The sequence below is a fragment of the Rhizobium sp. SSA_523 genome, from assembly GCF_030435705.1.
Classification (GTDB): Bacteria; Pseudomonadota; Alphaproteobacteria; order Rhizobiales; family Rhizobiaceae; genus Neorhizobium.
Map to the genome: position 1 here is coordinate 2800061 of NZ_CP129382.1, position 25264 is coordinate 2825324.

General features: G+C 61.2%; 21 protein-coding genes, 1 tRNA gene and 1 pseudogene. 7 read left to right on the forward strand and 16 right to left on the reverse strand.

Features of this window, described 5'->3' with window-relative positions:
• Positions 1 to 31: 31 nt before the first annotated feature.
• The 8 genes and pseudogenes from QTJ18_RS21575 to rplU form a co-directional block, all read right to left on the reverse strand.
• Positions 32 to 687 (reverse strand): annotated as a pseudogene (locus QTJ18_RS21575) (nicotinate-nucleotide adenylyltransferase); the annotation flags it as partial.
• Positions 662 to 1942: a glutamate-5-semialdehyde dehydrogenase gene (locus QTJ18_RS21580; protein WP_252755328.1), complete on the reverse strand. Its 1281-nt coding sequence runs from the start codon at positions 1940 to 1942 to the stop codon at positions 662 to 664. The gene QTJ18_RS21580 and the pseudogene QTJ18_RS21575, both read right to left, overlap by 26 nt.
• Positions 1932 to 3104 carry a glutamate 5-kinase gene (gene proB, locus QTJ18_RS21585; RefSeq protein WP_252755329.1) on the reverse strand — a complete coding sequence of 391 codons (1173 nt, stop codon included), beginning with the start codon at positions 3102 to 3104 and terminating at the stop codon, positions 1932 to 1934. The genes QTJ18_RS21580 and proB overlap by 11 nt, the downstream gene beginning before the upstream one ends.
• Before the next feature lie 4 nt (positions 3105 to 3108).
• Positions 3109 to 4170, reverse strand: a complete 1062-nt coding sequence (obgE, locus tag QTJ18_RS21590; protein WP_252755330.1) for a GTPase ObgE — start codon at positions 4168 to 4170, stop codon at positions 3109 to 3111.
• A gap of 308 nt (positions 4171 to 4478) precedes the next feature.
• The gene (locus QTJ18_RS21595; RefSeq protein WP_252755331.1) at positions 4479 to 5051 is read right to left on the reverse strand and encodes a GNAT family N-acetyltransferase; all 573 of its coding nucleotides are present in this window, start codon (positions 5049 to 5051) and stop codon (positions 4479 to 4481) included.
• Positions 5048 to 5683, reverse strand: a complete 636-nt coding sequence (locus QTJ18_RS21600) for a GNAT family N-acetyltransferase (RefSeq protein WP_252755332.1) — start codon at positions 5681 to 5683, stop codon at positions 5048 to 5050. Before QTJ18_RS21600 ends, QTJ18_RS21595 begins: the two co-directional genes overlap by 4 nt.
• A gap of 138 nt (positions 5684 to 5821) precedes the next feature.
• Complete coding sequence (rpmA, locus tag QTJ18_RS21605; protein WP_252755333.1) at positions 5822 to 6091, reverse strand: 50S ribosomal protein L27; 270 nt, start codon at positions 6089 to 6091, stop codon at positions 5822 to 5824.
• 53 nt (positions 6092 to 6144) lie between these two features.
• Positions 6145 to 6456 (reverse strand): 50S ribosomal protein L21, encoded by a 312-nt coding sequence (gene rplU / locus QTJ18_RS21610; protein WP_252755334.1) that lies wholly within the window; start codon positions 6454 to 6456, stop codon positions 6145 to 6147.
• A 351-nt stretch (positions 6457 to 6807) separates the two neighbouring features.
• Between rplU and QTJ18_RS21615 the strand changes: the two genes are divergently transcribed.
• A tRNA-Ser gene (locus QTJ18_RS21615) sits at positions 6808 to 6897 on the forward strand.
• 44 nt (positions 6898 to 6941) lie between these two features.
• Here QTJ18_RS21615 and QTJ18_RS21620 read toward each other — a convergent pair.
• Positions 6942 to 8132 (reverse strand): IS481 family transposase, encoded by a 1191-nt coding sequence (locus QTJ18_RS21620; RefSeq protein WP_301557790.1) that lies wholly within the window; start codon positions 8130 to 8132, stop codon positions 6942 to 6944.
• A gap of 286 nt (positions 8133 to 8418) precedes the next feature.
• Here QTJ18_RS21620 and QTJ18_RS21625 point away from each other — a divergent pair, with 286 nt between their 5' ends.
• Together QTJ18_RS21625 and QTJ18_RS21630 are read left to right on the forward strand one after the other, a co-directional pair.
• Positions 8419 to 8781 (forward strand): hypothetical protein, encoded by a 363-nt coding sequence (locus tag QTJ18_RS21625; RefSeq protein ID WP_252755401.1) that lies wholly within the window; start codon positions 8419 to 8421, stop codon positions 8779 to 8781.
• 274 nt (positions 8782 to 9055) lie between these two features.
• Positions 9056 to 10678 carry an ABC-F family ATP-binding cassette domain-containing protein gene (locus QTJ18_RS21630; RefSeq protein WP_252755342.1) on the forward strand — a complete coding sequence of 541 codons (1623 nt, stop codon included), beginning with the start codon at positions 9056 to 9058 and terminating at the stop codon, positions 10676 to 10678.
• A 104-nt stretch (positions 10679 to 10782) separates the two neighbouring features.
• On the opposite strand, the gene acs is transcribed toward QTJ18_RS21630, so the two are convergent.
• Entirely contained in the window at positions 10783 to 12744 is a 1962-nt protein-coding gene (acs, locus tag QTJ18_RS21635; RefSeq protein ID WP_252755402.1) for an acetate--CoA ligase, read from the reverse strand.
• A gap of 222 nt (positions 12745 to 12966) precedes the next feature.
• Here acs and QTJ18_RS21640 point away from each other — a divergent pair, with 222 nt between their 5' ends.
• The gene (locus tag QTJ18_RS21640; RefSeq protein WP_252755343.1) at positions 12967 to 13668 is read left to right on the forward strand and encodes a DUF1013 domain-containing protein; all 702 of its coding nucleotides are present in this window, start codon (positions 12967 to 12969) and stop codon (positions 13666 to 13668) included.
• A 124-nt stretch (positions 13669 to 13792) separates the two neighbouring features.
• Here the strand turns inward: QTJ18_RS21640 and QTJ18_RS21645 are convergent, their stop codons facing one another.
• Entirely contained in the window at positions 13793 to 15733 is a 1941-nt protein-coding gene (locus QTJ18_RS21645) for a propionyl-CoA synthetase (protein WP_252755344.1), read from the reverse strand.
• A gap of 99 nt (positions 15734 to 15832) precedes the next feature.
• On the reverse strand, positions 15833 to 16492 hold the full coding sequence (locus QTJ18_RS21650) for a YggS family pyridoxal phosphate-dependent enzyme (protein WP_252755345.1): 660 nt from the start codon (positions 16490 to 16492) through the stop codon (positions 15833 to 15835).
• A gap of 170 nt (positions 16493 to 16662) precedes the next feature.
• On the opposite strand from QTJ18_RS21650, the gene leuS reads away from it, so the two are divergent.
• Genes leuS through holA form a run of 3 tightly spaced genes read left to right on the forward strand, consistent with a single transcriptional unit; the run spans position 16663 to position 20856 of the window.
• On the forward strand, positions 16663 to 19296 hold the full coding sequence (gene leuS / locus QTJ18_RS21655; protein ID WP_252755346.1) for a leucine--tRNA ligase: 2634 nt from the start codon (positions 16663 to 16665) through the stop codon (positions 19294 to 19296).
• Positions 19286 to 19813, forward strand: coding sequence for an LPS assembly lipoprotein LptE (locus tag QTJ18_RS21660; RefSeq protein ID WP_252755347.1), 528 nt, complete (start codon positions 19286 to 19288; stop codon positions 19811 to 19813). Before leuS ends, QTJ18_RS21660 begins: the two co-directional genes overlap by 11 nt.
• Positions 19813 to 20856, forward strand: coding sequence for a DNA polymerase III subunit delta (holA, locus tag QTJ18_RS21665; protein WP_252755348.1), 1044 nt, complete (start codon positions 19813 to 19815; stop codon positions 20854 to 20856). Before QTJ18_RS21660 ends, holA begins: the two co-directional genes overlap by 1 nt.
• A 177-nt stretch (positions 20857 to 21033) precedes the next feature.
• On the opposite strand, the gene QTJ18_RS21670 is transcribed toward holA, so the two are convergent.
• From QTJ18_RS21670 to mnmG, 4 genes are read right to left on the reverse strand one after another with little or no spacing between them, the layout of a single operon-like run.
• Complete coding sequence (locus QTJ18_RS21670; RefSeq protein ID WP_252755349.1) at positions 21034 to 21915, reverse strand: ParB/RepB/Spo0J family partition protein; 882 nt, start codon at positions 21913 to 21915, stop codon at positions 21034 to 21036.
• An 18-nt stretch (positions 21916 to 21933) separates the two neighbouring features.
• Complete coding sequence (locus QTJ18_RS21675) at positions 21934 to 22725, reverse strand: ParA family protein (protein WP_252755350.1); 792 nt, start codon at positions 22723 to 22725, stop codon at positions 21934 to 21936.
• Positions 22726 to 22744: 19 nt separating this feature from the next.
• On the reverse strand, positions 22745 to 23362 hold the full coding sequence (gene rsmG / locus QTJ18_RS21680) for a 16S rRNA (guanine(527)-N(7))-methyltransferase RsmG (protein WP_252755351.1): 618 nt from the start codon (positions 23360 to 23362) through the stop codon (positions 22745 to 22747).
• Entirely contained in the window at positions 23362 to 25233 is a 1872-nt protein-coding gene (gene mnmG / locus QTJ18_RS21685; protein ID WP_252755352.1) for a tRNA uridine-5-carboxymethylaminomethyl(34) synthesis enzyme MnmG, read from the reverse strand. The genes rsmG and mnmG overlap by 1 nt, the downstream gene beginning before the upstream one ends.
• Between the last annotated feature and the right edge of the window lie 31 nt (positions 25234 to 25264).

Sequence of the window (25264 nt, forward strand, 5' to 3'; positions counted from 1 at the left end):
GGTGGCATCGAATGGCAGATGTTTCAAGGGCTCATCTTTTGGTCGCAGCCAGCCGGATCGCCGTCGAGCTCAGGCCCGACCGCGGGCCGTGGATGAAGGTCCAGGCGGGTGGCTGCCGGCGCCCGATCAACCGGGCCCGGTTCTCATCGACCCGCGCAAATGACAGCGCCCTTGCGGCCGGCGAAGAGAGGAAGGAAAGCGTCGCGCCGGGCCGATCCACCACTGCGATCGGCACGAGATCGGCAATCTCCCGCCATTTTTGCCAGCGGTGGAATGTCTTGAGACTGTCGGCGCCCATGATCCAGACAAAACCCACGCCTGGATTGCGCGCCACGACATGTGCAAGGGTATGGGCGGTGAAGGTGGTCGTCAGACGCTCCTCGAAGGCGGTCACCTTGATCCGCGGATCGCGGGCAAGAGAGCGGCTGAGCATTATCCGCTCCCGCAGCGGCAGGAGCGCCGAACGGCTCTTCAATGGATTGCCCGGCGTCACCATCCACCACAATTGGTCGAGGCCGAGCCGTTTCAGGGCAATTTCCGCCACCAGAAGATGGCCCGGATGCGGCGGGTTGAAAGAACCGCCGAACAGGCCGACCACCATGCCGCGCTCCACATGCGGCATAGCGAGATACGGTGTCAGTTCCCCCGCTGCCGACACGTATCAGGGCCGGATCTGGCCGGTGCCGTGCACGCGGTACTTGAAGGAGGTGAGCTGCTCTATGCCGACGGGGCCGCGGGCATGCATCTTGCCGGTGGAAATGCCGATCTCGCCGCCCATGCCGAACTCGCCGCCATCTGCAAATTGCGTGGATGCATTGTGCAGCAGGATGGCTGAATCGATCTCGTTGAAGAAACGCGCCACCACGTCCGGATCATTGGCAAGAACCGCCTCCGTATGATGGGAGGAATAGGCATTGATGTGGTCGATCGCCCCGCCAATGCCGTCGACGAGCCCCACCGCAATAATGGCCTCGAGATATTCGGTGCGCCAATCCTCTTCGGTCGCAGCCTTCGATCCGGCAAATTGCGCCTGAACCTCGGCGGAAGCGCGGATTTCGCAGCCCCGTTCGGCGAGGGCATCGAGGATCGGCTTCAGGTGCGTCGCCGCCGCCTTCCGGTCGATCAGCAGGGTCTCGGCGGCACCGCAGATCCCGGTGCGGCGCATCTTGGCATTGACGACCACATTGACGGCCATATCGATATCCGCGGAGGCATCGACATAGATGTGGCAGAGGCCCTCGAGATGGGCGAAGACCGGCACGCGCGCATCCGCCTGGACCCGCGCCACCAGGCTTTTGCCGCCACGCGGGACGATGACGTCAATCGTGCCGTTCAAACCGGAGAGCATGGCACCGACGGCAGCGCGGTCTGCAATGGTGACGATCTGGATCGCATCGACCGGAAGCCCGGCCTCGGCGAGCCCCTTGACGAGGCATTGATGGATCGCCTTTGCGGAATGCAGCGAATCGGACCCGCCGCGAAGAATGACGGCATTGCCGGATTTGAGGCACAGCGCGCCGGCATCGGCGGTCACGTTGGGGCGGCTCTCGTAAATCACGCCGATCACACCAAGCGGCGTGCGCACCCGCTCGATCTTCAGCCCGTTGGGGCGCTCCCAGGCAGCGATCACATCGCCGACCGGATCGGGCAGGGCGGCGATGGCGCGAAGCCCCTCCGCCATATCCGCAATCCGGCTCTGCGTGAGCGTCAGGCGATCGATGAAGGAGGGCTGAAGGCCCTTGTCCGCCACCGCTGCCAGGTCGCGGGCATTGGCCGACAAAATATCGGATGTCGCCGCGACAATGGCATCGGCCCCGGCGATGAGAGCCGCGTTCTTGGCTTGTGTCGATGCCGTCGCCAGCAGGCGCGCCGCAGCCTTGGCCTTGTCGCCGATCGTCTGCATCATCGCGTCAATGTCGGCAGTCGCCAATTTATCCAGCATGAGCGGCAGTCTCCTCCACAGTCTCGTCCCTGTCCGTTGCAAGCAGGCCGGTAATCACCAGGTCGTCCCGATGCACCATGGCGGCGCGACCGGCATAGCCGAGGATCGATTCGATCTCGCCCGATTTGCGCCCGGCGATCGACCGTGCCTCCTCGGCATCATAGCCGGCCAGGCCACGGGCGATTTCCCGACCCTGGGTGCCGATGATCGCCACCGTATCACCCCGGCTGAACGGGCCGATGACAGCCCGCACGCCGGCCGGCAGGAGGCTCTTGCCAGAGGCAAGCGCCCGCTCGGCCCCGGCATCCACGGTCAGCGTGCCGGCGGGCTGCAACTGACCGGCGATCCAGGTCTTTCGCGCCGTCACAGGCGTGCCGGAGGGCGCGAACCAGGACGAGCGCGCCCCGTTGTCGATGGATTGCAGCGGATGGTCGCTTTTGCCCGAGGCGATGATCATGCCGCAGCCGGCACTGGTGGCGATCTTGCCGGCATCGATCTTGGTGCGCATGCCGCCACGCGAGAGTTCGGACGCGGCTCCGCCTGCCATGGCCTCGATCTCGGGTGTAATGGATGCGATGGTCTCCAGAAACTGCGCCTGGGGATCGAGATGCGGCGGTGCCGTATAGAGCCCATCAATATCGGAGAGCAGGACCAGGAGATCTGCGCCGGTCATGGTGGCGACCCGCGCGGCAAGGCGATCATTGTCGCCGTAGCGGATTTCGGTCGTGGCAACCGTGTCGTTTTCGTTGATGATCGGTACGGCGCCGAGCTTCAGCAGCTGATTGATCGTCGCCCGTCCGTTGAGATAGCGGCGGCGTTCTTCGGTATCGCCCAGCGTCAGCAGGATCTGACCGGCGACAATGCCGCCGCGCGACAGGCTTTCGGACCAGGCGCGCGCCAGGGCGATCTGGCCGACGGCCGCCGCCGCCTGGCTTTCCTCCAGCCTCAAGGCGCCGGGAGCGAGACCGAGAACCGTACGGCCGAGCGCGATCGCGCCCGACGATACAACCAGGACCTCGACATTTTCGGCCCGAAGTGCGGCGATATCGGCGCAGACCGAATCAAGCCAGCCGGCCTTCAGCCCGCTCTGCCTGTCGACCAGCAGTGCGGAACCGATCTTGATCACAACCCGCCGATGGGCCTTCAGGGGCTTGCGCGCCATGCCTTCAATCCTCGTCTTCGGCGTCGCCGTCTTGCGCTGCTGCAAAGCGGCTGCGATCGGGAAGGGCGGTCTCTTGACTGGATTCGACGATGATATCCCGCAGCGCCCGAAGTGCCTCCGTAACGCCCATATGCGCGGCCGCGGACAATAGGAGCGGCGTCTGGCCGCAGGCCTTCTGCAATTCCTTCGCCTTGGCCTTGATCTCGGCGGGATCCAGCACGTCGATCTGGGACAAAGCGACGATTTCCGGCTTGTCCTCCAGACCGCCGCCATAGGCTTCCAGTTCATGCTTCACGGTCCGGTAGGCCTGCCCGACATGCTCTTCCTGGGCCGATACAAGATGAAGGAGAACCCGCGTGCGCTCCACATGGCCGAGGAAGCGGTCGCCAATGCCCACCCCTTCATGCGCGCCTTCGATCAGCCCTGGAATATCGGCCAGAATGAATTCGCGGCCGTCAATGGTGGCGACGCCGAGATTGGGATGCAGAGTGGTGAAAGGATAATTGGCGATCTTCGGCCGTGCGCGGGTGACGGTGGCGAGGAAGGTGGACTTGCCGGCATTGGGCAGACCCACCAGTCCCGCATCGGCAATCAGCTTCAGCCGCAGCCAGACGGTTTTTTCCTGGCCCGGCAGGCCTGGATTGGCCCAATCCGGCGCCTGATTGGTCGAGGTCTTGAAATAGGCATTGCCGAAGCCGCCATTGCCGCCGGCGGCAAGGCGGAACCTCTGGCCTTCCTTGGTCAGGTCGCAGATCAGCGTCTCATTGTCTTCCTCGAAGACCTGGGTGCCGACGGGAACTTTCATGGTGACGCTGGCACCATTGGCGCCGGTGCGGTTGCGCCCCATGCCGTGGACGCCGGTGCTGGCCTTGTAGTGCTGCTGGAAGCGGTAGTCGATCAGCGTGTTGAGACCGTTCACGGCCTCGATCCAGACATCGCCGCCGCGTCCGCCATCGCCGCCGTCCGGTCCGCCGAACTCGATGAACTTCTCGCGGCGGAAGGAGACGGCACCGGCGCCGCCATCGCCAGAGCGGATAAAGACTTTTGCCTCGTCGAGGAATTTCATGATGTCTGCCCGTTCGTCATGCGGTTGATCTTGACGATAACCGGATTGCTTTTTCTGGCTTTTCGTTACCGTTGCTTGACTGTCACGTCAAAGCCTATCGTCATTTTGCGGCCAATCGGGGCGGATCCGACCTGCCCTGAAGCTAAGCAGGTTCCGGAAAACTGTCCCTCGGTTCTTGCGACCAGAGCCTGCGTCAAAACAGTAAACTCAGCGGACGAAGCATTGGCAGGCCAATGGAAGTCTGCTCAAGGCTACGCCGGCCTTTCGCCCCCCGGCTGCCGAACCGGCGGCCGGGGGGAGGTGGCTGATCACGGCCGGCGAAACTGCTCGGCCGTCACTTGCGTCTCCAGATGCGGCGCCATGCCGTTCCGGCTGACGCTGAAGAGATCGGAACAGCGGAGGATCCGGAACCCCAGTTTTTCCTGGATGCGAAGCGAGGCGGCATTATCGGCAAAGGCGCCCGAATGCAGTGCCTCCTCCGGCTTGCGCCGGAAGAAGCGGTCGGCCACCGCGCCTGCTGCCTCGCTCATCATGCCCTGTCCCCAGTAGAACCGGTTGAGCCAGTAGCCCAGATGCCACTGTCCCCGTACACGCTCCACCGAGATGCAGCCGATATGCACGCCATCGCCTTCGGTAATGGCCAGATGCCAGTCTCCGCCCGGCTCGATGGCATTCAGCCAGTCGATCGCATCGCTGCGGCTGTAGGGAACAGGCACACGCGCCAGCATGCGCGTGACCTGCCAGTCGCCCAGCGACTGCGCTATGGCATCGGCATCCTGGATCTGGTGCGGACGAAGCACCAGCCGCCGGGTCTCGATGATGGGGCAGGGGCCCAACAGGCCAGACTGGGCCCGCGCTTTTTCGAGAGCTTGCGCAGTCATCGCATCTCTCCCCAGCTCTTCAGCGACATCCAGGTCTTGCGGTCCAGCCGGAACCATTCGACCGGCACCATGCCGCCCAGCGCCAGGGAGCCGACCATGCCGGAGCCCTGGAACTGGAAGCCGCACTTCTGGATCACGCGACGGGAAGCGACATTGGTGACCCGGCAGCGGGCATCAATCTGCTCGGTGTCCCGCGTCCGGAAGGCCATGTCGATCAGTGCATGGGCCGCTTCTGTGGCATAGCCCTCGCCCCAGTAAGGTTCGCCCAGCCAGTAACCGAGCTCCAGGGTCAGGTCATCGTTCGGATGCGGCTCCAGTGCGCAGCAACCGAGAAACACGCCATTATCGGCACGCGTGATGGAGTAGACGCACTTGCCAATCTCGCCCGCTTTCGTACGTCGGACGAAATCGGCGGCGTCTTTTGCCGTGTAGGGATGCGGCATGCGCGACACCATGGTCGCGATATTGGCATTGTTGGCGAGATTGGAAAGGGCGTCGATGTCTTCTTCATGCGGTGCGCGCAGAACCAGTCTCTGCGACAACAAGACAGGGCAATCGCTCCTTAACCGGTGCGGCCGTAACCGCTCCTGGGGCGACCTGCCTTGGTCGCTCCGTAACATTTCGCTTTGCATGTTCAGTCCTCCAGAGGGGGGTTAAAAGAAAAAGGGGAGGTGGGTGGCGCCCCATCTCCCCTTTTCTCTTGGACTGAACCTTTTGCGGAAATTCAGCCGGGTCGATGAGACGCCGGCTGTTTTAACGCGCTACCGGCTTTATTCCGCGGCTTCCGCTTTCGGCATCACAGACACGTAGACTCGACCATTTGCCTTGGTGCGGAAATCAACATTGCCTGCCGTAAGAGCGAAAATCGTATAGTCCTTGCCGAGGCCGACATTGGCGCCCGGATGCCACTGCGTACCGCGCTGGCGCACGATGATATTGCCGGCAACGACGTTCTCGCCACCGAACTTCTTCACGCCAAGGCGCTTGGAATTGCTATCGCGACCGTTGCGCGAGGAACCGCCAGCTTTTTTATGTGCCATGGGAGTTCTCCTTTAAATCTCTCGAAAATCCAGGTGACCGACCAAGTGACCGATCAGGCGTTGATCGCGGTGATGCGAACAACCGTGTGATGCTGGCGATGGCCGCGAATCCGCTTGGAATTCTGGCGGCGACGCTTCTTGAAGGACAGCACCTTCTTGCCACGATTGTGTTCGACCACTTCGGCCTTGACCACGGCGCCAGCCACAAAGGGCGCGCCGAACTTGGCGTCGGCGCCTTCGCCGATAACCAGGACTTCGTTGAATTCGATCACGTCGCCTGCGGCAACGTCGAGCTTCTCGATGGTGACGACATCGTCAGCCGCAACGCGGTACTGCTTACCGCCGGTCTTGATGACTGCGAACATTTTTTATCCTTTCATGTTCGATCCGGCTCTTTCCGGAAACGGAAGGCCGTCTTTTTATCAGTCCACGTTTGAGCAGGAGGACAAAGGAAGAACCCGCTTGAGGAAACCTCTTGCAAAGAGCTCTCAGGGAAACCCTGTATCTGACCGATCTGCCGGTGAAACCGAAGCCTTGCGGCCTCGGCTAGTTTCAACTCCGGACGGATTACCCCATACCGGACCGTGCGGGGATTAATTCAGCCTCCGGAGCCTGTCAAGGAAAAAGACTGGAAAGACGGCGATTTCTCCCTTGCCACCCGCCCCGTTCATCGCTATGTAGCGCACCGCACCGACAAGGTGCCGACCAGATTGACCGGAGAGGTGGCTGAGTGGTCGAAAGCACCGCACTCGAAATGCGGCATACGGGCAACCGTATCGTGGGTTCGAATCCCACCCTCTCCGCCATGGCCTAGCTTGTCCGGCCCGGACAGATAGGTAACACTTCGTACCTAAGACAGAGGTAACAACCTCGTGCCGAACGGGTTGTCAATGGTTTGCAATGTCCTCTGTTCCAGATCGATATATCCGAGATCATAACGCAGGAAGCTGACGAGCCAAATGCCGTCGTCGACTTCCTTGAGCCCGAGCTTTTGTCCTGCCAGCACGGTTGAGATGTTGACCTTCTTACGGTGAATGCACAGGCGGCCACAGTTGGTGACGATGGCGTCCCGATCGTGGAAGGGGTACTCGATGTCCGGCAGGCCTTGGTAGGATCTGGCCGATGTGGAGTAGAGCGCGGCCGGCACCTTCATCGAGAGCGCCTCATGCGGTCGCTCCTCATTGAATTCGCTCACGAAAGCATCGAAGCGCGCCTGCTGCTGGAGGATGTTGCGGCCGGGCGGGCGGGTCGCCTCCTTCTTGAGGGTCAGGTGCATGCGCTCATGGCGGCCATTCTCCTGCGGGTGGCCGGGACGGATGCGCTCGAGCGCGATGCCGAGCCTGAGCCACCAGACCGACAGTTTCGAGAGATTGTAGAGCCCGTTCGGGCTGGCGAAGGGCAATCCGTTGTCGGAGCGGATGGCAAGCGGAAGCCCGCGTTCGGCAAAGACCCGCCGGAAGGCGTCGAACACGCCCTGTTCGCGGGTCGATTCGAAGGCCTCGCAGCACAGAAGGTAGCGCGAGAACTGGTCGGTGATCGTCAGAGGGTAACAGTAGCGGCCGTCTCCCAGCTTGAACTCGCCCTTGAAATCGACGCACCAGAGATCGTTCGGACCGGGCGCTGCAGACAATGGTGTGCCGGCGGCCTTGTTCGCCTGGTTCCTCTTGCGGGCCTGGCTCACAAGGCCGTAGCGGTCCAGCACCGCATGCACCGTGCTTTTGGCCGGAACGCGCACGTCGCCGGCCAGCCGCCGCACCAGGAGCTCGCGAATCTTGCGGGCACCCCAGTGCGGCTTCTCCTTTTTGAGCCGCACGATCATCGCCTCCACCGGTTCGGGCAACTGGTTGGCATAGCGCACCGGCCGTCGCGACCGGTCCGTCAGCGCCTCGAGCCCCTCATCCTTGTAGCGATTGAAAATCTTGTAGCCGGTCTTGCGTGAAATGCCGAAGGACCGGCACACATCGCTCATGCTCTCGCCCTCGAGCAAGCGGGCAACAAATCGAAGACGTTCTTCCATGACCGAAGTCTCTCTCCACGGCATCGACACCTCCCGATAAAAATCGAAAAGTGTAACCCATGTCTCCGGTACGTTCTGTCACCTATCTCTAAGGCCGGGCAGCTGTCCGGCCCGGATCATCCGGTTCGTCATCGCTCCTTCGCCTGCCGGCATCATCCGACTGAGCTTTCCCGGCCAGGACGCTCGCAAAGGCTCAACAGACGGCCAGCGGAGCGGAGATCTGTCGCATCCGCATTGCCTCCCGCAGCATAAGCGCTACAATCATTCGGGTGTCCATCGAATGCTTTGGGAGGAGCAGTATATGAGACGAATGTGGCCGGACGAATTTGCCTTTCTGCTGGAGGATGCGGAAGAGGTCGAGCTCAACATCCCGCCGGCGGTGCATGAGGATGGCTCGCGCGGCAAGCCTGTCACCCGCAAGGCCTTGAAAGCCCGCATCAGCCAGCAGGACTTCGAGAAACTCTGGCCGCTGGCCGAAGCGCGTTATCGTCTGGGCGGCCGATTTTCCGGCCGGGCCATCACGCTGATCACCAATCATCCGCATTACCGCGACTGGCACCCGTCCGATGGCGGCTCTGTCGAGAGCACGTCCGATAGCGGCCATCGCTACACGACACGCTATGTGATCGTCCATTTCCTCCTGGATGATGTGCGCGAATCCGCCGAGGCCTGAGCGAAAGCGTGCCGCGATCGGTCCGCTTCGCCGCGGCTGTTTCGACCCCTGTTCCGGCGCATGGCCGCTAAGGCCGCACCGTCGTAGGTTTTTAGTGGCGCCAGGCGCCCTGATGCAGGCGGGACCCTGCACTGTGATGATCCGCCGGCGAGCGGCGGGGTAGCTTGACGCACTTGAGCTCGCCCGCGGTCCTGCGCCGTGTGGCGCCGGGAGAGACAAGAGCGCCTTGTCGTGCCATAAGGGCGCAAAACTCGCTCCCGGTACACAAGACGTCATGATCCGCATCGAAGCCATTTCCAAACAGAACAGCCACCGTCTTCTCTTCGTTGAAGCCTCGGCAAGCCTCAACAAGGGCGAAAAGATCGGCCTCGTCGGTCCGAACGGCGCCGGCAAGACCACACTCTTTCGCATGATCACCGGCGCCGAGCTGCCGGATGAAGGCCAGATTGCCGTCGAAAAAGGCGTGACGATCGGCTATTTCGATCAGGATGTCGGAGAAATGTCCGGCCAGAGCGCCGTAGCCGCCGTGATGGATGGCGCGGGTCCCGTCAGCACCGTCGCTGCAGAGCTGCGCGAGCTGGAAGCAGCCATGTCCGATCCCGACCGGATGGCCGACATGGACGAGATCATCGAACGCTATGGCGAAGTGCAGGCCCGATACGAGGAACTGGACGGCTATGGCCTTGAGGGCAGGGCGCGGGAGGTTCTGGCAGGCCTGTCCTTCAGCCAGGCAATGATGGAGGGTGATGTCGGCGCCCTTTCGGGGGGCTGGAAAATGCGCGTGGCGCTCGCCCGCATCCTGCTGATGCGACCCGATGTCATGCTCCTCGACGAACCGAGCAACCATCTCGACCTGGAGAGCCTGATCTGGCTGGAAAACTTCCTCAAGACCTATGACGGCGCGCTTCTGATGACCTCGCATGATCGCGAGTTCATGAACCGCATCGTCAACAAGATCATCGAGATCGATTCGGGCTCCCTTACCAGCTATTCCGGCGATTACGGCTTCTATGAGCGGCAGCGCGAGCAGAGCGAGAAGCAGCAGCAGGCGCAGTTCGAACGGCAGCAGGCCATGCTGGCCAAGGAGATCAAGTTCATCGAACGGTTCAAGGCGCGGGCCTCCCATGCGGCGCAGGTGCAGAGCCGGGTGAAGAAACTGGACAAGATCGACCGCGTCGAGCCGCCCCGCCGGCGGCAGACCGTGGCATTCGATTTTCTGCCGGCACCCCGCTCCGGCGAAGATGTGGCAAGCCTCAAGAAGGTGTCGAAGCGATACGGCGACAAGACCATCTATGACGATTTCGACTTCATGATCCGCCGCCGTGAGCGCTGGTGCATCATGGGCGTCAATGGCGCCGGCAAGTCGACCCTGCTCAAGCTGATTGCCGGAAGCGCCAGCCCTGACCAGGGCAGCGTGTCGCTGGGCGCCAGCGTCAAGCTCGGCTATTTCGCCCAGCACGCCATGGAGATGCTGGAGGGCGAAAGCACCGTGCTGCAATGGCTCGAGGAGCGTTTTCCCAAAGCCGGACAGGCGCCGCTGCGCGCGCTGTGCGGGTGTTTCGGCTTTTCCGGCGATGATGTGGAAAAGAAATGCCGCGTGCTCTCGGGAGGCGAGAAGGCGCGGCTTGTCATGGCTGCCATGCTGTTTGACCCGCCGAACTTCCTCGTTCTCGACGAACCCACCAACCATCTGGATCTCGACACGAAGGAAATGCTGATCAAGGCCCTCTCGACCTTCGAGGGCACCATGCTGTTTGTCAGCCATGACCGGCACTTCCTCGCCGCCTTGTCCAATCGCGTGCTGGAACTGACCGCGGACGGAATCCAGCAATATGGCGGCGGCTATACCGAATATGTGGAACGCACCGGCTATGAGGCGCCGGGCCTGCAGGCATGACGGAAGCCTGGAATTTCAGCTGCTCTGCCCGCTCCCGGACACGGCGCTGGAGCGAAACAGGGACGGCAAGGGAGGCGGATGTCTGGCATCCGCCTCGCTGACGATCAGGCGGCAGCCGGCGCCTTGTTCTGCCGGTTTGCAATCAGATCATCGACAACCGCCGGATCGGCGAGCGTCGAGGTATCCCCCAGGGAGCCGAAATCGTCTTCCGCGATCTTGCGCAGGATGCGGCGCATGATCTTGCCCGATCGGGTCTTCGGCAGGCCGGGCGCGAACTGAATCTTATCCGGCGAAGCAATCGGTCCGATTTCCTGTCGCACATGCTTGACCAGTTCCTGGCGAAGCGCGTCCGTCCCTTCATTGCCTTCCATCAGCGTCACATAGCAGTATATGCCCTGGCCCTTGACGCTGTGCGGATAGCCGACGACAGCCGCCTCCGAAACGAGGCTATGGGAGACGAGCGCGGATTCCACCTCCGCCGTGCCCAGGCGATGGCCGGACACGTTCAGGACGTCGTCGACGCGGCCGGTGATCCAGTAATAGCCGTCCTCATCGCGGCGGCAGCCGTCGCCGGTGAAATACTTGCCCTTATAGGTGGAGAAGTAGGTCTGGATGAAGCGCTCGTGATCGCCATAGACACTGCGCATCTGGCCCGGCCAGCTATCGGTGATGCACAGATTGCCGTCCGCCGGACCGTCCAGCACATTGCCCTCATTATCGACCAGCTGCGGCTTGATGCCGAAGAAGGGCAGGGTGGCCGAGCCGGGCTTGAGGTCGATGGCGCCCGGCAGCGGCGTGATCATGTGACCGCCCGTTTCCGTCTGCCACCAGGTATCGACGACGGCGCAGCGCTTGTCGCCCACCACGTTGTAATACCATTCCCAGGCTTCGGGATTGATCGGCTCGCCCACCGTGCCGAGAAGGCGCAGGCTGGATCGCGAAGACCGCGTCACATATTCGTCGCCCGCCCCCATCAGCGAGCGGATGGCCGTCGGCGCCGTGTAGAAAATGTTGACCTTGTGCTTGTCGACGATTTCCCAGAAGCGACCCTGATCGGGGAAGTTGGGGACGCCTTCGAACATCAGCGAGGTCGCGCAATTGGCGAGCGGTCCATAGACGATGTAGGAATGGCCCGTCACCCAGCCGACATCGGCCGTGCACCAGTAGATATCGCCGTCATGATAATCGAAAACATATTCATGCGTCATGGCGGCATAGACCAGATAGCCGCCGGTGGTGTGCAGAACGCCCTTTGGCTTGCCGGTGGAGCCGGACGTATAGAGGATGAACAGCGGATCTTCCGCCTTCATCTTCACCGGTTCGCAATGACCCTTCACGCTGGCGATTTCCTGGTGATACCAGTGATCGCGGCCGGGCGCCCAGTTGATCTTGCCGCCGGTGCGGCGAACCACCAGAACATTGTTCACGGTGACATATTGGCGGGCGGCGATGTGGATCGCCTTGTCGGTGTTTTCCTTGAGCGGCACCGGCTTGCCGCCGCGCACGCCCTCGTCGCAAGTGATGACGAAGGTCGATTCACAATCCACGATCCGGCCGGCAAGGGCTTCCGGCGAAAAGCCGCCGAAGACCACCGAATGGACCGCGCCGATCCGCGCACAGGCGAGCATGGCATAGGCCGCCTCCGGGATCATCGGCATATAGATGGTAACCCGGTCGCCCTTCTTGACCCCGTGCTTCTTCAGCACATTCGCCAGCCGGCAGACCTGATCATAAAGCTGGTTATAGGTGATCTTCTTGTCGATATAGGGGTTGTCGCCCTCCCAGATCAGGGCGGTGCGCTCGCCATGCGTCTTCAGATGGCGGTCGATGCAATTGTAGGAAACATTGGTCAGACCGTCCTCGAACCACTTGATCGACACCTTCCCCTTGAAGGACGTGTTCTTGACCTTGGTGTAAGGCTTGAACCAGTCGATCCGCTTGCCGTGCTTGCCCCAGAACTTGTCCGGATCTTCGACGCTTTCCTCATACCATTTCAGGTATTTTTCGCGATCGATCAGGGCATGCGCCTTCACGTGCTTCTGAACTGGATACACCTTTTCTGACATCATACGCCTCCTCATTCCTCCACACCCTGCCTGCGCAGACACAGGCGCTCTTCAACTGACCTTGTATCAACTGGAGCCGTGACGGCAATTAGACAAAGGGTCATGACGCTTGAACAATTGCAATTTTCCGTAATTCCGTTTATAGAGCCCCCGAATTCCCGGAAATTGTGGTAAAACCCCACGGCCCGCGACCCCGGCGCGGACGATAGAAGGATTATATCCATGGCTCAACAACTGCTCATGCCGAAGGCGACGGCGGTCTGGCTCGTCGATAACACGGCCCTGTCCTTCGATCAGATCGCCCAGTTCTGCAAGCTGCACCCTCTGGAGGTGAAGGCAATTGCTGATGGCGAAGCCGCCCAGGGCATCAAGGGCCTTGACCCGATCGCAACGGGCCAGTTGTCACGCGATGAGATCGGTCGCGGCGAGCGGGACGTCAATTACAAGCTCAAGCTTTCCGACCCCAAGGTGCGGGTGCCGGAATCCAAGCGTCGCGGCCCGCGCTATACGCCGGTTTCCAAGCGGCAGGATCGTCCGAATGCCATTCTCTGGCTGGTGCGCAATCACCCCGAGCTGAAGGATACGCAGATCTCGCGGCTGGTCGGCACGACGAAATCCACCATCGAGCAGATCCGCGACCGCACCCATTGGAACGCCGCCAATCTGACGCCGATGGATCCTGTCACCCTCGGCCTCTGCAGCCAGATCGATCTTGACCTCGAAGTCGAACGCGCTTCCAAGAACCGTCCGCTGCCGACGGCCGCGGAGCTCGGGGCGACACTGCAATCGGCCGCCGAAACGGAAAATCTCGGCTATCGCTATGAGCGCGAGGAAGAGAAGGAGATCGACGCGAATGCCGTATTCGCCAAGCTCACCTCTCTGAAGTCGACGCGTCGCGACGACGAGGAAGACGACGCCTACTGAGCCATACGGCATCGCCCTCGAAAGCCGGCCCAGCGCCGGCTTTTTTGTGCGACGTGTTCGCAAACAGCGGCGTGACGTCGATCCTGGCACAAGCCCATGATCGACAGGTCGCGTTCCCGCCGCCCTACCGGATGCCCACATCCTGGGCGGTCCGGTTGCAATCATAGCCATGCCGCGTCAGGATTTCGCCGATTTCGTCCAGAATGACCGGATCGTCGATGGTCGCCGGCATTTTCCACGGCAGCCCATCCGCCATTTTCTGCATAGTGCCCCGCAGAATCTTGCCCGAACGGGTCTTCGGCAGACGCTCGACGATCATCACCGTCCTGAAGGCCGCCACCGGCCCGATCTCGCTGCGCACCAGGTCGACGACCTCGCGGGAAATCAGCGCCGGATCGCGCGAGACGCGGTTCTTCAAGACCAGGAAGCCGCAGGGGATCTGCCCCTTCAGCACGTCCGCGACGCCGATAACGGCGCATTCCGCGACATCGGGATGCATGGCGCAGACCTCTTCCATGGCACCGGTGGACAGGCGATGGCCGGCGCAATTGATGATATCGTCGGTCCGCGCCATCACATAGACATAGCCGTCCTCGTCCAGCATGCCCGCGTCGGCGGTTTTGTAGGCGCCTTGAAATTCCTCGAGGCAGGTCTCGCGAAAGCGCTGGTCCGCATTCCAGAAACTGACCAGACAGCCGGGGGGCAAGGGCAGGGTGATGACGATGTTGCCGAGCGTTCCGGCAGGGACCGGGTGGCCCGCATCATCCACGACAGACAGTGCATAACCCGGCATCGGCACCGCCGGGGAGCCATGCTTGACCGGAAGGAGTCCCAGCCCGAGCGGATTGGCGGCGACCGGCCAGCCCGTCTCCGTCTGCCACCAGTGATCCACAACCGGAACCGACAGCATGCGTTCCGCCCATTTCAGCGTTTCCGGATCAGCCCTTTCGCCGGCGAGGAAGAGGGCACGCAGCTTGGTAAGGTCGTGCCGCTTGACGAGATCCCCGTCGGGATCATCGCGGCGGATGGCGCGAAAGGCTGTGGGTGCGGTAAACAGGACCCGCACATCGTAATCCGCCACGATCCGCCAGAAGGCACCCGCATCCGGCGTGCCGACCGGCTTGCCTTCGTAGACCACTGTCGGATTTCCCGAAAGAAGCGGCGCATAGACGATGTAGGAATGGCCCACCACCCAGCCGATATCCGAGGCAGCCCAGAAGGCTTCGCCGGGCTTTACCCCATAAATGTGCCGCATGCTCCAGAGCAGGGCGACCATATGGCCGCCATTGTCGCGCACCACGCCCTTGGGCTGGCCTGTCGTGCCGGAGGTATAGAGAACATATAAGGGATCGGTCGCCGCCACCGGCTCGCAGGGCACCACCGTTCCATGCGCCCTTTCGGCCTCCACCGCCTGGGCGAAATCGCGGTCGCCATGTTCGTATCGCAGCACTGCGTGCAACTGGTCGCGCTGCAGGATCAGGCAGGATTGCGGTTTTACCCTGGCCATGTCGACCGCCTGATCCAGCAGCGGCTTATAAGGGACGACACGGCCGGGCTCCAGGCCGCAACTGGCGCTGATCACCACCTTGGCCTGCGAATCATCCAGCCGGGTGGCCAGTTCATGGGCGGCAAACCCGCCGAACACGACGGAATGAATGGCGCCCAGCCGGGCACAGGCAAGCATGGAGAAGATCGCCTCCGGCACCATCGGCATGTAGATGATCACCCGATCACCCTTTTCCACGCCCATGCCCTTCAGTACGGCCGCAATGGCCTGAACCTCCGCCAGCATTTCGGCATAGGTGAAGGTCTTTTGCTCGCCGGTCATGGCGCTGTCGAAAATCAGCGCGCGGTCCTCTCCCCGCCCGGCATTCACATGGCGGTCCACGCAATTGTAACAGGTATTGGTGGTGCCACCGACAAACCAGCGGCCATAGGTGCCGGCTTCCGGATCGAAGATCCTTTCCGGCGGCGTGAACCAGTGGATGCCTTTTGCCGCCTCGGCCCAGAACCCTTCCGGATCCTGACGCCAACCTGCATAGACGGATTCATATCGGCTTTCCATGACGTCCTCCCCATCGAACTCCGCCCTAGTCTAGGGACAGGATGCTTTCCGGTGAAGCCCGACGAAAGAGGAAGGGGCCGCGTCTCCTCTTGTGCTTTGTCAACGCGCGCCGAAAATCGCCGATCCGACCCGTACACTCGTTGCGCCGAAGGCGATGGCCGTTTCGTAATCGCCCGACATGCCCATCGACAGTTTTGCCAGGCCGCATTCCTCCGCCAGCTTGGCGAGCAGCGCGAAATAGGGACCGGGATTCTGTTCGGCAGGCGGAATGCACATCAGGCCCTCCACCGGAAGGTCGAGCTCCGAACGGCAGAAGCGGACGAAATCGACGGTTGCCTTCGGCTCGATCCCGGCCTTTTGCGGCTCCATGCCAATATTGACCTGGACATAGAGCCTGGGCGAACGCCCTTGCTGTTTCATTTCCGCCGCCACGGCCCGGGCAATCTTCTCCCGGTCGATCGTCTCGATGACATCGAAGAGCGCGACTGCGTTGGCAGCCTTGTTCGACTGCAGCGGACCGATCAGGTGAAGTTCGATCCCGTCTGTCTCGGCTTTCAAGCCGGGCCATTTGGCCTCGCTTTCCTGCACGCGATTTTCGCCAAACACGCGCTGGCCGCAGGCGATCACGGGACGGATGGCATCCGCATCGAAGGTCTTCGAGACGGCCACCAGCATTGCGCTGCCATTGTCACGGCCGGCATTATGCTCGGCCTCGGCCATTTTCCGTCGGACTTCGGCAAGGCGTTCCTCAACAGTCATCGCGGTTCTCCCTGGTTGCACAAGGGCGATTAGCGCCAGAGCGGTCGTTAGGGAAGGGCCAACCGTCGCGAATGCGCCGGAAATGGACGGGAAGCGGCTGGAAAACTTGACGCTTCCGAACATTCGTGGTGAAGGTCACCGATCTTATTCAGACCCGGAAATGCACCGAAATGGCGACCGAACGTTACAATCCGCGCGATGCCGAACCCCGCTGGCAGACCACCTGGGCCGAAGCCAAGACCTTCGAGACCCGGAATGACGACCCGCGCGAAAAATATTACGTGCTGGAGATGTTCCCCTATCCCTCCGGCCGCATCCATATGGGCCATGTGCGCAATTACGCCATGGGCGACGTGGTGGCGCGCTACAAGCGGGCGCGCGGCTTGAACGTGCTTCACCCGATGGGCTGGGACGCCTTCGGCATGCCCGCTGAAAATGCGGCCATGCAGAACAAGGTGCATCCGAAGGAATGGACCTACCAGAATATCGCAACCATGCGCGCGCAGTTGAAGTCCATGGGCCTGTCGCTGGACTGGTCGCGCGAATTCGCCACCTGCGACGTCGAATATTACCATCGGCAGCAATATCTTTTCCTCGACATGATGGAAAAGGGCCTGGTCTATCGCAAACAATCCAAGGTCAACTGGGATCCAGTAGATCAGACCGTTCTGGCCAATGAGCAGGTGATCGAGGGTCGCGGCTGGCGTTCCGGCGCGCTCGTCGAGCAGCGGGAACTGACGCAGTGGTTCTTCAAGATCACGGATTTCGCGCAGGATCTGCTGGACGCGCTCGACACGCTGGATCAGTGGCCGGAAAAGGTCCGGCTGATGCAGAAGAACTGGATCGGCCGCTCCGAGGGTCTGACCATCCGCTGGGAAATGTCGGAAGCCACTCGATCGGCCGCCGATTGCAGCGAGATCGAGGTCTACACAACGCGACCCGATACTTTGTTTGGCGCCTCCTTCCTGGCCATTTCCGCCGATCACCCGGTGGCGAAGGCGCTTGCCGAGCAGCGGCCGGATATCAACGACTTCTGCGAGGAATGCCGTCGCCACGGCACGTCTCTCGCGGCACTGGAAACGGCCGAGAAGAAGGGCATCGATACCGGGCTGACGGTCAGGCATCCGCTGGACCCGGCCTGGGAACTGCCGGTCTATATCGCCAATTTTGTCCTGATGGATTACGGCACGGGCGCCATTTTCGGCTGCCCTTCCGGCGATCAGCGGGATCTGGACTTTGCGCGGAAATACGATCTTCCCGTCGTTCCCGTCGTCATGCCGGCCGATGGCGATGCCGAGCACTTCCACATCGGCAATGAGGCCTATGACGGCGACGGCGTGATGATCAATTCGCGCTTCCTGAACGGCATGACGACCGAAGCCGCCTTCCAGACAGTGGCGGACCGACTGACGGCGCAGCAGCTCGGCAATGCAGCGCAGGCCGCCCGCAAAGTGAATTTCCGGCTGCGCGACTGGGGAATTTCCCGTCAGCGCTATTGGGGCTGCCCCATTCCCGTCATCCACTGCGAGGATTGTGGCGTGGTACCGGTGCCCAAGCAGGATCTGCCGGTAAAACTGCCGGACGATGTGAGCTTCGATATTCCGGGAAATCCGCTGGATCGTCATCCAACTTGGACGAAGGTGTCCTGCCCGTGCTGCGGCAAGGCAGCGCGTCGCGAAACCGATACGATGGATACATTCGTCGATTCAAGCTGGTACTTCGCGCGTTTCACCGCGCCTTGGGAAGACAAGCCGACGAATCCGCAAGCGGCCGATCACTGGCTGCCGGTGGATCAGTATATCGGCGGCATCGAACATGCCATTCTGCATCTGCTCTATTCCCGCTTCTTCACCCGCGCCATGCGGGAGACGGGTCATGTCAGCCTGAAGGAGCCCTTCAAGGGCCTCTTCACGCAGGGCATGGTGGTGCATGAGACCTATCGTCTCGGCGAGGGTCAGAACGGCCAGTGGGTCGCCCCTGTCGATATCCGCATCGAGGATGACGGCGGCACCCGCAAGGCCTTTCTCCTGTCGTCGGGCGAAGAAGTGGCCATCGGCTCGATCGAGAAGATGTCCAAATCGAAGAAGAACGTCGTGGATCCGGACGATATCATCGCTTCCTATGGCGCCGATACCGCACGCTTCTTCGTTCTGTCGGACTCGCCTCCCGATCGCGACGTCATCTGGTCCGAGGCGGGCGTGGAAGGCGCACACCGATTCGTTCAGCGCGTCTGGCGTCTGATTGCCGAAGCGGCGCCCGTTCTGCGCACTGCTGAGGCAAAGCCGGCTAAGGATGGTCCGGCAATGGCGATCTCGCAAGCCGCCCACAAGACCCTGCAGGCGGTCCAGGCTGATTACGACAAGCTGGCCTTCAACAAGGCCGTCGCCCGCATTTACGAACTGGTGAACAGTCTCGCCGGACCGCTTGGCAAGGTGGCGGGTGGCCAGGAGGACGAGGCCTATGTCTGCGCCATGCGGGACGCCACGCGCATTCTCGTTCAGCTGATTGCGCCCATGACGCCGCATCTGGCGGAAGAATGCTGGATGACACTCGGCTTCGACGGCTATGTGGCTGAAGCCGCATGGCCGCAATTCGATCCCGAATTGGTGGCCGATAATCAGGTCCTGATGCCTGTCCAGGTCAACGGCAAGAAGCGAGCGGAATTGACAATTGCCCGCGATGCGGACCAAGATACCGTTCAGAAGGCAGCTCTGCAGCTTGACGCCGTTCAGACAGCCCTGGGCGGTAGTCAGCCCAAGAAGATCATCGTCGTCCCACAGAGGATCATCAACATTGTCGTCTGAGCTTCTGCCTGCCCTGCGGCGCGCCGGCCGTACCATCCTTGTCCTGTCCACCCTCGCACTGCTGGCCGGGTGCCAGGTGCGCCCGCTTTATTCGTCAGCCGGCACCGTGCCGGGCAAGCTTGCGGCGGTGAAGATTTCCGCTGCTGACGACCGTGTGGAGCAGAATGTTCGCAACCGTCTCGTCTTCCTCCTCAATGGTGGAAGCGGCGAGCCGGCCCAGGCGGATTATCAGCTTCAGATGAATGTCAGCGCCGTCCGCGCCAATATTCTGGACGACGAGATCTCGACCGCGCTGACGCCCGGCCGGGTGACGGTGACCGTCACCTACGCGCTGATTGCCACGCGGGACTCGAAGGTGCTGAAATCCGCCACGCGCTCAGTGACATCGCTGGTCGATATCGGTTACCAGGAATTCTCCAAACTGCGGGCCTATCGCGATGCAGAGGACCGGGCAAGCCGCGAATTGGCGGAAGTCATCCGTGCCGATCTTGCGGCCATTCTCGGCCGACAGGACTGATGGCAGAAATCAAAGCCTATGAATTCGACCGCTTTTTGCCGAAGGCGGTCGATCTCTACCGGATCTTCCTGATTTATGGGCCAGATCGCGGTCTGGTCTCGGAGCGGGCGAGTGCGCTGGCTTCGAAAGCGGGCGTCAAAGCCGACGATCCCTTTTCCTTCACGAAGCTTGAATTCAGCGATCTCCAGGGCGATCCCGGTCGCCTGGTGGACGAAGTGAATTCGCTCGGTCTCTTCGGCGGGGCGAAACTCATCTGGGTCAAGGGAAGCGGTGCCGACAAGGCTCTCACAGACGGATTGCAGACCCTCCTGTCGCTCGGCCCGCCGGACAACCTGCTCCTGATCGAGGCCGGAGATCTCAAAAAGACCAGCGCGCTGCGCAAGCTCTGCGAGGCCGGCAAGTTTTCCGTGGCGGTGCCCTGCTATGCCGATGATGCCAAGGCTCTCAACCAGCTGATCGATGAGGAACTCGCGACGGAGAAGTTGCGGATCGCACCGGATGCGCGGGAACGTCTGCTCAGCGTGCTGGGCGGCGATCGTGTCGCCTCGCGCAACGAAATTCGCAAGCTCGTCCTCTACTGCCGCGGCAGCGACATGATCAGCGAGGAGCAGGTGACAGAGATCATTGGCGATGCCAGCGCCATTTCCACCGACAATGCCGTTGATTGCATCCTGAAAGGCGATGTTGCGGGGCTCCATCACGCGCTGCAGAAGATCACCGCATCAAAGACGCCGATCTTTCTCGTTCTGCAGGCTTGCCTTAAGCAGTTTCAGCTGCTGGACGGCATGCGTAACGAAATGAACGAGAAGCGGACATCTGCCGCGCAGATCATGCAGACCACCGGACGGCATATTCACTTCAAACGCAAGCCGCTCTTTGAAAAGGCCCTGCGCAACTGGAGCGAGGCTGCGCTTGCCCGGGAAGCCAATCGGTTGCAAAACGCCATTCTGCAATCGCGCCAGCGCTCGGTCTTGGAAGACACGATCGCCGCCCAGACATTGCTGGCGACGGCCTTGCAATCGGCACGCGCCCAAAACCGCTGACCCGTCAAAACACCGGAATCCCCGGGTAAGCTAAAGCTTGAGCATCCGGGAGCGATTGCGTGACGGCTATGCGCCAGCCGCTCGGCGGACGCACGGCGACGGTATCATCTCGTAGACCGTGCGGCGCAGCACGGGCCAGGGTGAAACAAACGGATGCAAATGTTGGGACGGAACCCGCTAGCGGCGTTCGAGGAGACGGCAGATTTCCTCGAGCTGCTCCAGAGTGCGGTAGCTGATCCTGATCTGCCCGCCTGTTCCCTTGTGATTGATCTTGATATCGAGCCCTAGCGAATCGGACAGGCTGCGTTCCAAAGCCAGCGTATCGGAATCCTTTTCCTTTGCGCGGCCCGCCTGCAATGGCTCCGACTGGGCCTTGATGTCGTTCTGCGCCAGACGTTCCGCGTCGCGGACCGACATGCCTTTGGCCACGATCGTGCGGGCGAGACTGGCAGGATCGGAGGTGGATACGAGAGCACGTGCATGGCCGGCCGACAAATCCCCGGACGCCAGCATGTCACGCACTGGATCCGGCAGCTTCAGGAGCCGCAGGCTATTGGCGACGTGACTGCGGCTTTTGCCGATGATCTCGCCGAGGTCGTTTTGCGTATAGCCGTGATCTGCAATCAGCTGCTCATAGCCGAGAGCCTCTTCAAGCGGATTGAGATCCGATCGCTGGACATTCTCGACAATGGCGATTTCAAGAGCCGTGCGATCATCGACATCGCGGACGATGACGGGGATCTCGACCAGACCCGCCAGCTGCGCCGCGCGCCAGCGGCGCTCGCCGGCAATGATTTCAAAGGCCTGGCCGCGCGGGCGCACCACGACCGGCTGCACGATGCCATGCTGACGGATCGAGCTGGACAGATCCTGAAGCTCAGCCTCATCGAACATGCGTCTGGGATTGCGGGGATTGCGGCTGATATGCTCGATCGGCACAAGGCGATCGGCGCTCACGGGTTTCGGAGCAGCCTCTGAAAGCGGAAGAGTTTGATCGATCTCGCCGATCAATGCAGCAAGACCGCGGCCGAGGCGCCGCTTTGACGGTTCATCATTCATGCCATTACCTTCCGACGTTTAGGCGGCCTTGCGCCGACGTTCCCGCTGGATCACCTCCGAAGCCAGCTGGAGATAGGCCTGGCTACCGGCGCATTTGAGATCGTAAAGAATAGCCGGCTTACCATAAGAGGGAGCCTCTGACACGCGGACATTGCGCGGAATCAAGGTATGGTAAACTTTGTCGCCAAGATAGGTGCGGACATCGCTGACCACCTGCTGCGCGAGATTGTTGCGCGCATCGAACATGGTCAGCACGACGCCCTGAATATCCAGACCCGGATTGACGGTCTGGCGCACCTGATTCACGGTATCAAGAAGCTGGCTCAAACCTTCAAGCGCAAAGAATTCACATTGCAGGGGCACGAGCACAGAATGAGCCGCTGCCATGGCATTGATCGTCAGCAGGTTGAAAGAGGGCGGGCAGTCCAGAAGGATGTAGCTATAACGGTCTGAGTTCGGACCGGTGAGGGCACGCTTCAAACGAAATGCGCGATCGGAATCACGGCCGATTTCGGTCTCCAGCGCCAGAAGGTCCATGGTGGAGGGGACGATAGAAAGGTTCGGGACTGCCGTTGGGATGGCCGCTTCCGGCAGCGAGGCTCTGCCTGTCATGACGTCATAAGACGATAATTTACGGTCGCGGCGCTCAATCCCCAAGCCGGTGCTGGCATTACCCTGCGGATCGAGATCGACGATCAAGACGTTTTCGCCGATCGCCGCCAGCGCAGTCGCGAGATTGATTGCGGTTGTGGTCTTACCGACTCCGCCCTTTTGATTGGCGATAGTGATGATGCGATTCAGCTGGGACATCGGACACCTAAAACGGAGATCAATCCTTGCGCCGTAAATCGGAGATTTCTAAAATCACGGAATCATCTTCGATCGCGCTTCGATGTTGTATCAAATCGAACGACCAGCTGCTATCGGCTTTCTTGATCTCTGCGGCATAATCCCGGCCTTTGTGCAAATAGGCCCGCACCTCTGGATGATCTGTCATCCAAGGGGCGCAATAGTTCAGCAGCGACGAAAGATCCGCAAGTGCCCGAGCGGAAATGCAATCGCAGTGGGTAATTTGCGCAGAGGCTTCTTCTATCCTGACGGCATGGACCGTGCCGCGGGCGCCGGTCTCCAGCAGGGCGGTCCTCAGAAAAGAGGCCTTTTTCTGATTGCTCTCCACCAGATGAACCCAGCCATCATTCAACTCCGTGAGCAAGATGGCTGTGATGATGCCCGGAAAGCCGCCCCCGGAGCCGAGATCGATCCAGGTCTGAGGCCTCGGTGAGAGCTGGAAGATCTGAGCACTATCGGCGATATGGCGCTGCCACAGATCACCCTTGGTGGATGGAGCGACAAGGTTGATGGCTTTCGCCCAGCGCCGGAACAGGGCTTCGAACGCCGTCAGCCTCTGCTCCGTTTCACGTGAAACACTTATTCCGTTCAATTTCATCAAGAGACTCGGGATGCAGGCATGATGGGGTGCTTCTTGACCAGAGACAAGAGCAAAGCGAGGGCCGCTGGCGTCATGCCATCGACTTTGGCAGCCTGAGCAATATTTTTCGGCCGCACCCGGTCCAGCTTCATTTTCAACTCATTCGATAGGCCGGATATCCTTGAAAAATCGAAGTCAGTTGGGATCTGCCGCTCTTCATCCCTGCGAACGGCCTGAAGATCAGTCTGCTGCCGCTCAAGATAGACGGCGTAGCCCGCTTCGATTTCCAGCGCCTCAGATACCTTTGGCGGGAGAGCGGAAAGCTCCGGCCAGATTTCGGCCAGTCTTGCGATGGTGATGTCGGTGTGTGCCAAGAGCTCATAGCCCGAGCGACGCTGCCCATCGGCATTCAAGTGGAGCGCATGGGTTCGGCCCTGCTGCGGCGTCAGGTTGACCTCATGAAGTGTCTTGCGGCCCCGCTGCATCGCCTCATCATAAGCGCGGAACCGATCGGCGCGGGAGGAGCCGACAAGGCCGAGCTGGATACCGATGGGAGTGAGCCGGCTATCCGCATTGTCGGCGCGCAGAGACAGACGATATTCGGCCCGTGACGTGAACATCCGGTATGGCTCGCTGACGCCGCGCGAAGTTAGATCGTCGATCATCACCCCGATGTAGGAATCTGTGCGGCTGAAGCTGTGGCTCGGCAGATCCTGCGCACGCCGGGCGGCATTGAGGCCTGCAACAAGACCCTGCGCTGCCGCTTCCTCGTATCCTGTCGTTCCGTTGATCTGGCCCGCGAGAAAGAGGCCAGGCATCTTGCGAAGCTGGAGATCTTGCGTGAGCTCTCTCGGATCAACATGATCATATTCGATCGCATAGCCGGGCTGAATAATGTCAACACTTTCCAGTCCTGGAATGGTCCGAATGAATGCCTCTTGCACATCAGCGGGGAGGGAGGTCGATATGCCATTCGGATAGACGGTGGAATCATCGAGACCCTCTGGCTCCAGAAAGATCTGATGGCCGTCGCGCTCTCCGAACCGGGTGATCTTGTCCTCGATAGACGGGCAGTAGCGTGGCCCGACCCCGCTGATCTGCCCGGAATACATGGCCGACTTGCCAATATTATCGGATATGATCCGATGCGTCGCCTCGGTGGTTCGGGTGACGCCGCAGGCGATCTGCGGCGTCGTGATGCTGTCGGTCATGAAGGAGAAGGGTACGGGATCCTCGTCCGCTTCCTGGCGGCCAACTTGATCCCAATTTATGGTACGGCCATCGAGGCGCGCCGGCGTCCCGGTCTTCAGCCGGCCCAGGGCCAGACCGAGGGACAGAAGCGTGTGCGACAACCCCGTAGAGGGTGCTTCGCCTACGCGGCCGGCCGGCGTGGTGCTTGTGCCGATATGGATGACACCTCTCAGAAAGGTACCCGTTGTCAAGACGACGGATTTGGTCGACAGACGCTGCCCATCAGCCAGGATGACGGCGCAGATTTCTCCATCCGCGTGTTCCAGATCGAAGGCATCCCCCTCGATGACGATGAGATTCTCCTGCGATGCGATCTCGTTTTGCATCGCCTTGCGGTAAAGCTTGCGGTCGGCCTGCGTGCGCGGCCCGCGGACTGCAGGGCCTTTCTTGCGATTCAGGAGGCGGAACTGGATGCCGGCCTGGTCGGCAACCCGTCCCATCAATCCATCAAGCGCATCGACCTCCCGCACGAGATGGCCTTTTCCAAGGCCGCCAATTGCAGGATTGCACGACATGACACCGATCGTATCCCGGCGATGCGTAATGAGTGCCGTTTTGGCGCCAAGCCGTGCCGATGCTGAAGCAGCTTCGCAACCTGCGTGCCCGCCGCCAATAACGATGACATCAAACTTGTTCATGATCCTACCGACTGCTGACGCAGTGTTTCAC